At 55.7% G+C, this 12692-nt stretch carries 8 protein-coding genes; all 8 read left to right on the top strand.

The genetic code is table 11. The features are described from left to right. The first annotated feature begins 1 nt into the window (after window position 1). The 8 genes from lpxB to cadB all read left to right on the top strand — a co-directional run bounded on the left by lpxB (window position 2) and on the right by cadB (window position 12634). The gene (lpxB, locus tag ACRDCA_RS01615) at window positions 2–1150 is read left to right on the top strand and encodes a lipid-A-disaccharide synthase (RefSeq protein ID WP_438688023.1); all 1149 of its coding nucleotides are present in this window, start codon (window positions 2–4) and stop codon (window positions 1148–1150) included. Further along, the gene (rnhB, locus tag ACRDCA_RS01610; RefSeq protein WP_438688022.1) at window positions 1147–1740 is read left to right on the top strand and encodes a ribonuclease HII; all 594 of its coding nucleotides are present in this window, start codon (window positions 1147–1149) and stop codon (window positions 1738–1740) included. The genes lpxB and rnhB overlap by 4 nt, the downstream gene beginning before the upstream one ends. A gap of 160 nt (window positions 1741–1900) precedes the next feature. Next, entirely contained in the window at window positions 1901–5389 is a 3489-nt protein-coding gene (dnaE, locus tag ACRDCA_RS01605) for a DNA polymerase III subunit alpha (RefSeq protein ID WP_438688021.1), read from the top strand. Between the two features lie 12 nt (window positions 5390–5401). Further along, complete coding sequence (gene accA, locus ACRDCA_RS01600; RefSeq protein ID WP_248947109.1) at window positions 5402–6361, top strand: acetyl-CoA carboxylase carboxyl transferase subunit alpha; 960 nt, start codon at window positions 5402–5404, stop codon at window positions 6359–6361. Between the two features lie 146 nt (window positions 6362–6507). Then, window positions 6508–8646 (top strand): lysine decarboxylase LdcC, encoded by a 2139-nt coding sequence (locus tag ACRDCA_RS01595; RefSeq protein WP_438688020.1) that lies wholly within the window; start codon window positions 6508–6510, stop codon window positions 8644–8646. A gap of 193 nt (window positions 8647–8839) precedes the next feature. Then, the gene (locus ACRDCA_RS01590; protein ID WP_438688019.1) at window positions 8840–9229 is read left to right on the top strand and encodes a VOC family protein; all 390 of its coding nucleotides are present in this window, start codon (window positions 8840–8842) and stop codon (window positions 9227–9229) included. A gap of 89 nt (window positions 9230–9318) precedes the next feature. After that, a complete protein-coding gene (gene cadC / locus ACRDCA_RS01585; protein ID WP_438688018.1) occupies window positions 9319–10869 on the top strand; it encodes a lysine decarboxylation/transport transcriptional activator CadC in 1551 nt (516 codons plus the stop codon). A gap of 418 nt (window positions 10870–11287) precedes the next feature. Continuing rightward, the gene (gene cadB, locus ACRDCA_RS01580; protein ID WP_438688017.1) at window positions 11288–12634 is read left to right on the top strand and encodes a cadaverine/lysine antiporter; all 1347 of its coding nucleotides are present in this window, start codon (window positions 11288–11290) and stop codon (window positions 12632–12634) included. Window positions 12635–12692: the final 58 nt, after the last annotated feature.

Raw genomic sequence — 12692 nt, 5'->3', positions numbered from 1 at the left:
TATGCCAAATCGTCCATTGACTATCGGATTGGTCGCCGGGGAAACCTCCGGTGATATTCTGGGTGCCGGATTGATTCGTGCGCTGAAGACGCACTACCCAAGCGCCCGCTTTGTCGGTGTCGCTGGCCCGTTGATGCAGGCCGAAGGGTGTGAAACCTGGTACGAAATGGAAGAGCTGGCGGTGATGGGCGTGGTAGAGGTGCTTGAGCGTCTGCCACGCCTGTTGAAGATCCGTAAGGATCTGACCCGCCGCTTCAGTGAGCTGAAGCCAGACGTCTTTGTCGGTATCGATGCGCCAGACTTCAATCTCACGCTGGAAGGCCGCCTGAAACAGCGCGGTATCCGCACTATTCACTATGTCAGCCCGTCCGTGTGGGCCTGGCGTCAAAAGCGTGTTTTCAAAATTGGTAAAGCGACCGACCTGGTGTTGGCCTTCCTCCCTTTCGAAAAAGCGTTTTACGATCGTTTCAACGTTCCTTGCCGCTTTATCGGTCACACCATGGCCGATGCGATGCCATTACAAGCCGATAAGCTGGCGGCACGCGCTACGCTGGGCATTGCCCCCGATGCGCGTTGCCTGGCATTACTCCCCGGCAGCCGCAATGCCGAAGTGGAAATGCTCAGTGGGGATTTCCTCAGGACGGCCCAGCTGTTACGCGAGCATTATCCCGATCTGGAAGTGGTCGTGCCGTTGGTCAACGCCAGGCGCCGTGAGCAGTTTGAGCGCATCAAGGCCGAAGTCGCGCCGGAGCTCAAGGTGCACTTGCTGGATGGCAAAGGGCGTGAAGCGATGGTGGCCAGCGATGCAGCACTACTGGCTTCCGGCACGGCGGCGTTGGAGTGTATGTTGGCCAAATGCCCGATGGTGGTCGGCTACCGCATGAAGCCGTTTACCTTCTGGCTGGCGGAGCGGTTGGTGAAAACCCCGTATGTCTCCTTGCCTAACCTGCTGGCGGGGCGCGAAATTGTCACCGAGCTGCTGCAACACGATTGTGTGCCGGATAAGCTGGCCGCCGCGTTATTGCCGCTGCTGGAAGACAGCCCGCAAGCGGAGTTGCTGAAACAGACTTTCCTTGAACTGCATCAGAGCATTCGCTGTGGTGCCGATGAACAGGCCGCTCAGGCTGTGTTGGAGCTGGCAAAAGCATGATGGAACCCTTTGTTTACCCTGCCGCCCGGCTGTTTGCCGGTGTGGATGAAGTGGGGCGTGGGCCTTTGGTGGGGGCTGTAGTGACCGCTGCGGTGATCCTCGATCCTGCTCGGCCGATTGTTGGCCTGGCGGACTCCAAAAAGCTCAGCGAAAAACGCCGCCTGGCGTTATACGACGAAATCGTTGAAAAAGCGCTGTCCTGGAGCCTGGGGCGGGCTGAGCCGGTCGAAATTGACCAACTGAATATCCTGCATGCCACCATGTTGGCAATGCAGCGTGCGGTCGCTGGTTTGCATATTGCGCCAGACATGGTGTTGATTGATGGTAACCGCTGTCCAAAACTGCCGATGCGTTCGTTAGCGGTGGTGAAAGGGGATAGCCGGGTTGCAGAAATCAGTGCCGCATCGATTCTGGCGAAGGTGACCCGCGATCGCGAAATGACCGAGCTGGATGCGATCTTCCCGGAATACGGTTTTGCTCAACACAAGGGCTACCCAACAGCGTTCCATCTGGAAAAGCTGACCGCATTAGGTGCCACCGAGCATCATCGCCGCAGCTTTGCACCGGTAAGACGGGTGCTGGAGTCTTAGTCTGCCAGTAAGTCGCTTAGTCTAGTACGATGCTTAATATTACGCCCCCTCTTCTTATGGGAGAGGGCCGGGGTAAGGGGCAATGGCTACGGTGATCTTCCCCTCACCCTAATGTAACCCAGGTCCAGCTTGCTGGACCCCAACACCTTGGTATCTGGATATGGCCGAACCTCGTTTTATTCATCTGCGCGTCCACAGTGACTACTCCATGATTGATGGATTAGCCAAGATCGGCCCGTTGGTGAAAAGAGCTGCCGCGCTAGCCATGCCAGCCTTGGCCATCACCGACTTCACCAATATGTGTGGGCTGGTGAAGTTTTATGGCAGCGCGCACGGTGCCGGCGTCAAACCGATCATTGGCGCAGATTTCCATGTGCAAAGTGAAGAACTGGGTGATGAGCTGGCGCAGCTTACCGTGCTGGCAACCAACAACGAAGGCTATCAAAACCTCACTCTCTTGATTTCACGGGCCTATCAGCGCGGCTATGGCGCGGCAGGGCCGGTGATCGATCGTGATTGGTTGATTGAACATCGCAACGGTTTGATCCTGCTTTCCGGTGCGCGCATGGGTGACGTCGGCAAGTTTCTGATCCGTGGCAATCAGGCCGTGGTCGATCAATGCCTGGACTTCTACCAACAGTATTTCCCGGATTGCTATTATCTCGAACTGATCCGCACCGGTCGCGCCGATGAAGAAAACTACCTGCATGCCGCAGTAGCCTTGGCAACCGAGCGTGGGTTACCGGTCGTCGCTACCAACGACGTCCGTTTTCTGGTGGAAGATGACTTTGATGCCCATGAGATCCGCGTAGCGATCCACGACGGCTTCACGCTCGACGATCCTAAACGCCCGAAAAACTACAGCCCGCAACAGTACATGCGCAGCGAAGAGGAGATGTGCGAGCTGTTTGCCGACATCCCGGAAGCGCTGCTCAACAGCGTGGAAATCGCCAAGCGCTGCAACGTCACCATCCGCCTGGGCGAATATTTCCTGCCGCAGTTCCCCACCGGCGATATGTCTACCGAAGATTTCCTGGTGGTCAAATCCAAAGAGGGGTTGGAAGAGCGTCTGGAATTCCTGTTCCCGGATCCGCAAGTCCGTGCCGAGCGCCGTCCAGAGTACGACGCGCGCCTGGATCTGGAGCTGGGCGTGATCAACCAGATGGGCTTCCCGGGCTACTTCCTGATCGTAATGGAGTTCATTCAGTGGTCGAAGGATAACGACGTGCCGGTTGGCCCTGGACGTGGTTCCGGTGCCGGTTCACTGGTGGCCTACGCGCTGAAGATCACCGACCTCGACCCGCTGGAATTTGACCTGCTGTTCGAACGTTTCCTGAACCCGGAACGTGTCTCGATGCCTGACTTCGACGTCGACTTCTGCATGGAGAAGCGCGATCTGGTGATTGAACACGTGGCAGAGATGTATGGCCGCGAGGCGGTATCGCAGATCATCACCTTCGGTACCATGGCGGCGAAAGCGGTGATCCGCGACGTGGGCCGGGTACTGGGTCACCCGTATGGCTTTGTCGATCGTATCTCCAAGCTGGTGCCGCCCGATCCGGGCATGACGCTGGAAAAAGCCTTTGCCGCAGAACCGCAGCTGCCGGAAATTTATGAGGCAGACGAAGAGGTCAAAGCGCTGATCGACATGGCGCGCAAGCTGGAAGGCGTGACGCGTAACGCCGGTAAGCACGCCGGGGGCGTGGTGATTGCGCCTACCAAGATCACCGACTTTGCGCCGCTCTATTGCGATGCGGAAGGGAATCACCCGGTTACCCAGTTTGACAAGAACGACGTGGAATACGCCGGGCTGGTGAAGTTCGACTTCCTCGGTCTGCGTACGCTGACCATCATCGACTGGGCGTTGGAGATGATCAACGCCCGCCGCGCCAAGACCGGGTTGGAGCCGATCGATATCGCGGCCATTCCGCTCGAGGATAAGAAAAGCTTCGACATGCTGCAACGCTCGGAAACCACTGCGGTATTCCAGCTTGAATCGCGCGGCATGAAGGATTTGATCAAACGCCTGAAGCCCGACTGCTTCGAAGACATGATCGCTCTGGTGGCGCTGTTCCGCCCAGGGCCATTGCAGTCCGGCATGGTAGATAACTTTATCGACCGTAAGCACGGGCGTGAAGAGATCTCTTACCCGGATATCCAGTGGCAGCATGAGTCGCTGAAGCCGGTGCTGGAACCGACCTATGGCATCATCCTGTACCAGGAACAGGTGATGCAGATCGCCCAGGTACTGGCTGGCTATACGCTGGGCGGGGCGGACATGCTGCGTCGTGCCATGGGTAAAAAGAACCCGGTCGAGATGGCCAAACAGCGCGGCGGTTTTGAAGATGGTGCCAAATCACGCGGCATCGACGGCGAACTGTCGGTAAAAATCTTCGATCTGGTAGAAAAGTTCGCAGGTTACGGCTTTAACAAATCGCACTCCGCTGCTTATGCGTTGGTGTCCTACCAGACGCTCTGGTTGAAGGCTCACTATCCGGCCGAGTTTATGGCAGCGGTAATGACCGCCGATATGGACAACACCGATAAGGTGGTGGGGCTGGTGGATGAGTGCTGGCGCATGGGCCTGAAAATCCTGCCGCCGGATATCAACAGCGGGCAGTACCACTTCCACGTTAACGATGACGGCGAGATCGTTTACGGTATCGGGGCTATCAAGGGCGTGGGGGAAGGGCCAATCGAGGCGATTATCGAGGCCCGTAACAGCGGTGAGCAGGGGTATTTCAAAGACCTGTTTGACCTGTGCGCCCGCTCCGATATTAAAAAGCTCAACCGCCGTATTCTGGAAAAGCTGATCATGTCCGGGGCGTTCGATCGCCTGGGGCCACACCGTGCCGCCTTGATGCACTCGCTGGGGGATGCGCTTAAAGCGGCCGATCAGCACGCCAAAGCCGAAGCCATCGGCCAGGCGGATATGTTTGGCGTGCTGGCGGAAGCGCCGGAGCAGGTGGAGCAGTCTTACGCCAACGTGCCTCCGTGGCAGGAACAGGTGGTGCTGGACGGCGAGCGGGAAACGCTGGGGCTGTATCTTACCGGCCACCCGATCACCCAGTATCTCAAAGAGATCGAGCGCTATGCCGGTGGCCAGCGCCTGAAAGATATGCATCCGACGGATCGTGGTAAGATGACCACCGCCGTCGGGCTGGTGATCGCCTCCAAGATCATGATGACCAAACGCGGTAACCGCATCGGCATTTGTACGCTGGATGACCGCTCGGGCCGTCTGGACATCATGTTATTCACCGATGCCTTGGAAAAATACCAGCATTTATTGGAAAAAGACCGTATCCTGATCGCCACTGGACAGGTCAGCTTTGATGACTTTAACGGCGGGCTTAAAATGACCGCCCGTGAACTCATGGACATCAGCGAAGCTCGTGAAAAATACGCTCGCGGGCTTGCTATCTCGCTGACGGACAGGCAAATTGATGACCAGCTTTTGAACCGTCTCCGTCAGTCTTTGGAACCCCATCGCTCGGGGACGATTCCAGTGCATCTCTACTATCAACGGGAAGATGCACGGGCAAGATTGCGCTTTGGCGCAGCTTGGCGCGTGACGCCGACCGACCGCTTATTGATTGATTTGCGGACCTTGGTAGGTAATGAGCAGGTGGAACTGGAATTTGACTAAAATAGGAATGCTATGAGTCTGAATTTTCTTGATTTTGAACAGCCGATTGCAGAGCTGGAAGCGAAAATTGACTCGCTGACCGCAGTCAGCCGTCAAGACGAAAAATTAGATATTAATCTGGACGAAGAGGTTCAGCGCCTGCGTGAGAAGAGCGTTGAGCTGACGCGCAAGATTTTTTCCGATCTTGGGGCCTGGCAGATTGCCCAATTGGCACGCCACCCGCGCCGTCCTTATACCCTGGATTATATCGAACACATCTTTACCGACTTTGAAGAGCTGGCAGGCGATCGCGCCTATGCCGATGACAAAGCCATTGTCGGTGGTATTGCGCGCCTCGATGGCCGCCCGGTGATGATCATTGGTCATCAGAAAGGGCGTGAAACCAAAGAGAAAATCCGCCGCAACTTCGGCATGCCGGCACCGGAAGGCTATCGCAAAGCGCTGCGCCTGATGGAAATGGCTTCCCGCTTCAAGCTGCCGCTGATCACCTTCATCGACACCCCAGGGGCTTATCCTGGCGTGGGTGCGGAAGAGCGTGGGCAGTCTGAGGCGATCGCCCGCAACCTGCGTGAAATGTCTCGCCTGAATATCCCGGTGATCTGCACCGTGATCGGCGAAGGCGGTTCCGGCGGGGCACTGGCGATCGGCGTGGGCGACAAAGTGAACATGCTGCAATACAGCACCTATTCGGTGATCTCACCGGAAGGCTGCGCCTCGATCCTGTGGAAAAGTGCCGATAAGGCACCGATCGCCGCAGAAGCGATGGGCATCACGGCACCGCGTCTGAAAGAGCTGAAGCTGATCGACTCGGTGATCCCTGAACCTTTGGGTTCCGCTCACCGCGACGTACCGGCCATGGCGGCTTCGCTGAAAGCCCAACTGTTGGCGGACCTGGCAGATCTGGATGGCCTGAACAACGAAGAGTTGCTCAACCGTCGCTATCAACGGCTGATGAACTACGGCTATTGCTAAGCGGGTGCAGCATGCGGCGCCCCTACGGACGAGCATGTTGGTCAGCAATCTGAAACCGCCTCCGGGCGGTTTTTTTATGCGCGTAAGACAGCCTCGGCTTTTTATGTTGTTATAAGCTATTGGTAGTTAACTAAAGGATAGCTGCGATGAATATCATTGCGATCATGAGCCCGATGGGCGTGTATTACAAAGACGAGCCTATCCGCGAACTGCACGTGGCGCTGGCCTCAATGGGCTTTCAACTGGTGTTCCCGAAAAACAGCGGCGATTTGCTCAAGCTGATCGAGCACAATGCGCGTATCTGCGGAGTGGTGTTCGACTGGGACGAATACAGCCTTGAACTGTGCAGCGAAATCAATGAGCTGAATGAATACCTGCCGCTGTATGCGTTTATCAATACCCACTCCACTTTCGACGTCCACCTGCACGAAATGCGCATGGTGCTGTATTTCTTCGAGTATGGTCTGAACGCCGCCGACGATATCGCCCAGCGTATCCGCCAGTATACCGATGAGTATATGGACACCATCACTCCGCCGCTGACCAAAGCGCTGTTCACCTATGTGAAAGAGGGGAAATACACCTTCTGTACGCCGGGCCATATGGCGGGCACCGCGTTCCAGAAAAGCCCGGTGGGTTGCCTGTTCTATGATTTCTTTGGTGCCAATACCTTGAAGGCGGATATTTCCATTTCGGTGACGGAACTCGGCTCGCTGCTGGATCACACCGGCCCGCATCTGGAGGCCGAAGAGTACATTGCCCGCACGTTCAACGCGGAGCAGAGCTATCTGGTGACCAACGGCACCTCTACCGCCAACAAGATTGTCGGCATGTATTCGGCGCCTGCGGGCAGCACGGTACTGATCGACCGCAACTGCCATAAGTCGCTGTGTCATTTGCTGATGATGTGCGACATCGTGCCGATTTACCTGCGCCCGTTGCGTAACGCGTATGGGATATTAGGCGGCATTCCCCAGCGCGAATTTACCCGCGACAGCATTGCCAAGCGGGTGGCAGACACCGCCAACGCCAGTTGGCCGGTACATGCGGTGATCACCAATTCCACCTATGATGGCCTGCTGTATAACACCGACTACATCAAGCAGACGCTGGACGTGGCCTCGATCCACTTCGATTCCGCCTGGGTGCCTTACACCAATTTCCACCCGATTTACGACGGTAAGAGCGGTATGAGTGGCGATCGTATTGCTGGCAAGGTGATCTACGAGACCCAATCGACCCACAAGCTGCTGGCGGCGTTCTCTCAGGCCTCGATGATCCACATCAAAGGGGATTACGACGAAAGCACCTTTAACGAAGCCTACATGATGCACACCACCACCTCGCCGCATTATGGCATCGTTGCCTCGATGGAAACCGCTGCAGCGATGCTGCGTGGTAATCCAGGGAAACGCATGATTAACCGCTCCGTGGAGCGTGCCCTGCATTTTCGCCGTGAAGTGCAGCGCCTGCGTGCCGAGAGTGACACTTGGTTCTTCGATATCTGGCAGCCGGAAGAGATTGATGAGGCCCAGTGCTGGCCGCTGAACCCGGACGATAACTGGCATGGTTTTGGCCAGACCGACAGCGATCATATGTACCTGGATCCGATCAAGGTCACCATTTTAACGCCGGGGATGAACGAGCTGGGTGAAATGGAGGACACCGGGATCCCGGCTGCGCTGGTGGCGAAGTATCTGGATGAACGCGGGATCGTGGTGGAGAAAACGGGCCCGTACAACCTGCTGTTCCTGTTCAGCATTGGTATCGACAAGACCAAAGCGATGAGCCTGCTGCGCAGCCTGACGGATTTCAAACGGGCTTACGATCTCAACCTGCGGGTGAAAAACATGCTGCCGGATCTGTATGCTGAAGATCCGGACTTCTATCGCCATATGCGCATTCAGGATCTGGCCGCCGGGATCCACCAGCTTATCCGTAAGCACGATTTGCCGGGCCTGATGCTGCGGGCCTTTGACGTGTTGCCGGAAATGAAGCTGACGCCTCATGAGATGTTCCAGCAGCAGGTGCGTGGCAATGTGGAAACCTGCGAGATTGACCAATTGGTCGGTAAGGTGGCGGCGAACATGATCCTGCCTTATCCGCCGGGGGTACCGGTAGTGATGCCGGGGGAAATGATCACCGAAGAGAGCCGCGCGGTACTCGATTTTCTGCTGATGCTGTGCTCGATTGGTGAGCACTATCCAGGCTTTGAAACCGATATCCACGGGGCTAAACTGACCGAGGATGGGCGCTACCTGGTGAAGGTGCTGAAAGCCAGTTAGGTTAACCATGGCCCCTCACCCCCACAGGGAGAGGGGACCGATCGAGTTCGTTTATTCATTACCCAAATCTACCTGATCACCGCACTGAATGACCGATCACGGAACGTGACAACGGCACCGTACCAGCTCCCTCTCCCTGTGGGAGAGGGTTGGGGTGAGGGGAAAATTTAATCAATAAACTAAAGGAGCAGCCATGTTGGCATTACGGCAGGTTCACCATATTGCGGTAATTGGTTCTGATTACGCCGTCAGTAAACACTTTTATTGCGATATCCTGGGGTTCACTCTGCAAGCCGAGGTTTACCGTGCGGAGCGTGACTCCTGGAAAGCCGATCTGGCGCTGAATGGCCAATACGTCATTGAACTGTTCTCCTTCCCGTCCCCCCCTGCCAGACCCAGCCGCCCGGAATCCTGTGGCCTGCGCCACTTGGCATTTAGCGTCGAGGATATCGAGGCATCGATAGCACACTTGCAGGCGGCAGGGGTCGCTTGCGAGCCGATAAGGGTCGATCCCTACACCCAATCCCGTTTTACCTTTTTCAGCGATCCTGACGGATTACCGCTCGAATTATATGAACTATGAATGCTTAATCTTCTGAGAACGGCCCAAGTTATGGGTCGTTATGCTATCATTCCGCCCTTGCCCTCAGTGTCCACAGAGTTATTTCCGCCATGCAAGATCCTGTATTCCGCGTCGGGGAGTGGCTGATCACCCCGGCTGACAATCGCATAAGCCGCAATGGACAACAACGTACGCTGGAACCGCGCCTGATTGATATGTTGCAGTATTTTGCGCGGCATCCTGACGTCGTGCTCAGCCGCGATGAGCTGATTGATAACATCTGGAAGCGCAATATCGTCACCAACCATGTGGTGACCCAGTGCATCTCCGAACTGCGCAAATATCTGAAGAACGGGGATAAAGACGGCCCGGAATACATCATTACCGTCCCCAAGCGCGGTTATAAACTGACGGCACCGGTCATGTGGTGCGAAGAGGGGGAAAGTCTGCCGCCGTTAGCACCACAGGTGGCCGTCGTAATGCATGAGCCGGAAGATGGCAGTGAAGACGATGCTCCCGCCTATGTACCGCCGCGCCCGGCCTCCAGGCCGAAGGCATTGTTACCCGCGGCGGCTGGCCGCTTTTATCAACGTTCTCCCTTCTGGGTGTGGTTGGCTTTTCTGGCGGCCTTGTCTGCCTGCGTGGCCTTTGTCGGCATCGCGACCCTGTCCCAGCGTATTCCCGTTTCCACCATGCCGGTGTTGCTCAACCCACGCGATATCGATATTCGTATCCAGGGCGGCAACAGCTGTAGCAACTGGACGCCGCAGTTGTCTTACGTGGTTGGCCTGAGTGAACTGGTCACCGACGCGCTGAATACCTACTCCACGTTCCTGGTGCACGATCAGACCAACTATAACTTCACCGGGCCGAGTAGCTCCGGCAAGTCGCTGTATATCGAATTCGTCAACCAACGTCATTACCGCGCTCAGCAATGCTTCCTGTCGGTGCGGCTGGTAGATAATGCCGACAGCTCCATCATGCTGGATAAACGCTACTTTATTACCGCCGATAACCAACTGAAAATTCAGCAGGATTTCCTCACCAGCCTGTCGGCGGCGTTGAAACAGCCTTGGCCGCAACAGCTGGCGCAACGTTTGCAACTGTTGCTGCCGCAAAATGGCCCGGCTTTACAGCGTTTCTATCAGGCACATCAATTGCTGGTACAAGGAGATGCGGACTCGCTGACCCGTGCCAGCAGTCAGTTGGCGGCGATAATCAAAGCCTCACCGGACTTCGAGTATGCCGTTGCCGAAAAAGTGCTGGTGGATTTGCTGCGTAACTCCTACCAACCCCTGGATGCGGCCGAACTAACCCAGCTGCGAGCGGAAATGAACCGTCTGGAGACGTTGCCAGCCTTGGTTGATTCACCGATCTTGCAGCAAATAGTAACCGTCGATGCCCTGTCACAGGGAAAAACGGACGAGGCTTACCGCGCCATTAATAAAGCTATCGATCTGCAAATGTCATGGCTGAACTATGTGTTATTAGGCAAAGTCTACGAAATGCAGGGCCAAAACCACTTGGCTGCGGATTCTTATATCACCGCCTTTAACCTGCGGCCCGGCGAAAATACGCTGCACTGGATCCGCAATGGCGTATTTCAGACCTCAGTCACCGCAGTTGTTCCTTATTTAGACAATTACGACACGCAAAAATAACTCCATTGCCAACTGCTGGCACAAATACAGCGACACTAAAGGTTAAGGCAGGGGGGAGTCATGCAGGTTAGCCGACCGTTGAGCGCAAGGATGCGCGATTGCGAGCCCCCAAGGACGGGTTTACGGCGTGTCGGCGTTCTGCATGACTCCCTCCGGTTACATCATTAATTACAGCTATTTAATAAAGTTATATTATTGTTTTTAGGCGATATTTATCTTTTCTTTAGCTCATCCTGCCATCTTGATGTTTTCACCAAAAACCTCCGGTTATCATTTGTCACGCCCTGAGCGTAATTTCACCTTATCTTTAGGACTTTATTTTGGCCTATCGTTAGCATCCTGATTATCAAGTCGGTTCATTAATATGGCTTCTTATTGAATCGTACTTATAAGCATCGATAATCAGGAGAAACTGACCATGGCTGCATCCAAGAAAATAGGGCTTATTGCCTGCACCGGCGTCGTCGCCGGTAATATGATGGGGAGCGGGATCGCGTTATTACCGGCAAACCTGGCAAGTCTGGGATCTATCGCTATTTGGGGGTGGGTGATTTCTATCGTTGGCGCCATGTCTCTGGCTTATGTTTACGCCCGCCTGGCAACCAAAAATCCACAGCAAGGTGGGCCCATTGCCTATGCGGGGGAAATCTCCCCGGCGTTTGGTTTCCAGACCGGTGTCCTTTATTACCACGCCAACTGGATCGGTAACCTGGCCATCGGTATTACCGCCGTTTCTTATCTGTCTACTTTCTTCCCCGCACTCAATAACCCGGTACCGGCCGGGATTGCCTGTATCGCCATCGTTTGGGTATTCACCTTTGTGAACCTGCTGGGGGGCTCCTGGGTCAGCCGCTTGACCACGTTGGGTTTGGTACTGGTCTTGATCCCGATAGTGATCACTGCCGTGGCTGGTTGGCACTGGTTTGATGTTGCAACCTATCAAGCCAACTGGAATACCTCGGGGACTACCGACATCCATGCGGTGGTGAAAAGTATCCTGCTGTGCCTGTGGGCGTTTATCGGTGTTGAATCTGCGGCCGTCAGTACCGGGATGGTGAAAAACCCCAAACGTACCGTACCGCTGGCGACCATGCTCGGGACCGGTCTGGCAGGGATTATCTATATTGCCGCGACTCAGGTGATGAGCGGGATGTACCCAGCGGCGCAAATGGCGGCCAGCGGCGCCCCCTTCGCCATCAGTGCTTCCACCATTATGGGTAACTGGGCGGCCCCGATGGTATCTGCCTTCACCGCCTTTGCCTGTCTGACGTCATTGGGTTCCTGGATGATGCTGGTAGGGCAGGCCGGGGTACGTGCGGCTAACGACGGCAACTTCCCGCAAGTGTACGGCGAACTGGATAAAAACGGCATTCCGAAGAAGGGCCTGCTGTTGGCCAGCTGCAAAATGACCGCGCTGATGGTGTTGATCACCGTGATGAACTCCAGCGGTGGCAAGGCTTCCGACCTGTTCGGTGAACTGACCGGTATCGCGGTACTGCTGACCATGCTGCCTTACTTCTACTCCTGTGTGGATCTGATCCGCTTCGAAGGCGTCAACGTTCGCAACCTGCTGAGCCTGGTGGCATCGGTACTGGGCTGTGGGTTCTGCTTTATCGCCCTGATGGGCGCCAACTCCTTCGAACTGTCCGGCACCTTTATCGTCAGCCTGATCATCCTGATGTTCTACGCCCGCAAAATGAATACCCGCCAGGTTGCTAAAGCAGCAGCGGTGGTCAACGACAACGCCACGGCCAAAGCGCACTGAGATCGCGTGCTCTGACCCACTGAATTTACCCAGCCTCTTTCTTTCCGACCTGTCAGCC

This window comes from Serratia sp. (in: enterobacteria), from assembly GCF_051654945.1.
GTDB lineage: Bacteria > Pseudomonadota > Gammaproteobacteria > Enterobacterales > Enterobacteriaceae > Chania.
Note: the sequence above shows the minus strand (reverse complement) of the source record. Positions and strands in the feature narration are given on the sequence as shown.

Bases quoted from the DNA above. Each gene is read 5' to 3' on its own strand.
- dnaE (WP_438688021.1), top strand. From the start codon at position 1,901: ATGGCCGAACCTCGTTTTATTCATCTGCGCGTCCACAGTGACTACTCC.
- accA (WP_248947109.1), top strand. From the start codon at position 5,402: ATGAGTCTGAATTTTCTTGATTTTGAACAGCCGATTGCAGAGCTGGAA.
- ACRDCA_RS01590 (WP_438688019.1), top strand. From the start codon at position 8,840: ATGTTGGCATTACGGCAGGTTCACCATATTGCGGTAATTGGTTCTGAT.
- cadB (WP_438688017.1), top strand. From the start codon at position 11,288: ATGGCTGCATCCAAGAAAATAGGGCTTATTGCCTGCACCGGCGTCGTC.
- lpxB (WP_438688023.1), top strand. From the start codon at position 2: ATGCCAAATCGTCCATTGACTATCGGATTGGTCGCCGGGGAAACCTCC.
- cadC (WP_438688018.1), top strand. From the start codon at position 9,319: ATGCAAGATCCTGTATTCCGCGTCGGGGAGTGGCTGATCACCCCGGCT.
- rnhB (WP_438688022.1), top strand. From the start codon at position 1,147: ATGATGGAACCCTTTGTTTACCCTGCCGCCCGGCTGTTTGCCGGTGTG.
- ACRDCA_RS01595 (WP_438688020.1), top strand. From the start codon at position 6,508: ATGAATATCATTGCGATCATGAGCCCGATGGGCGTGTATTACAAAGAC.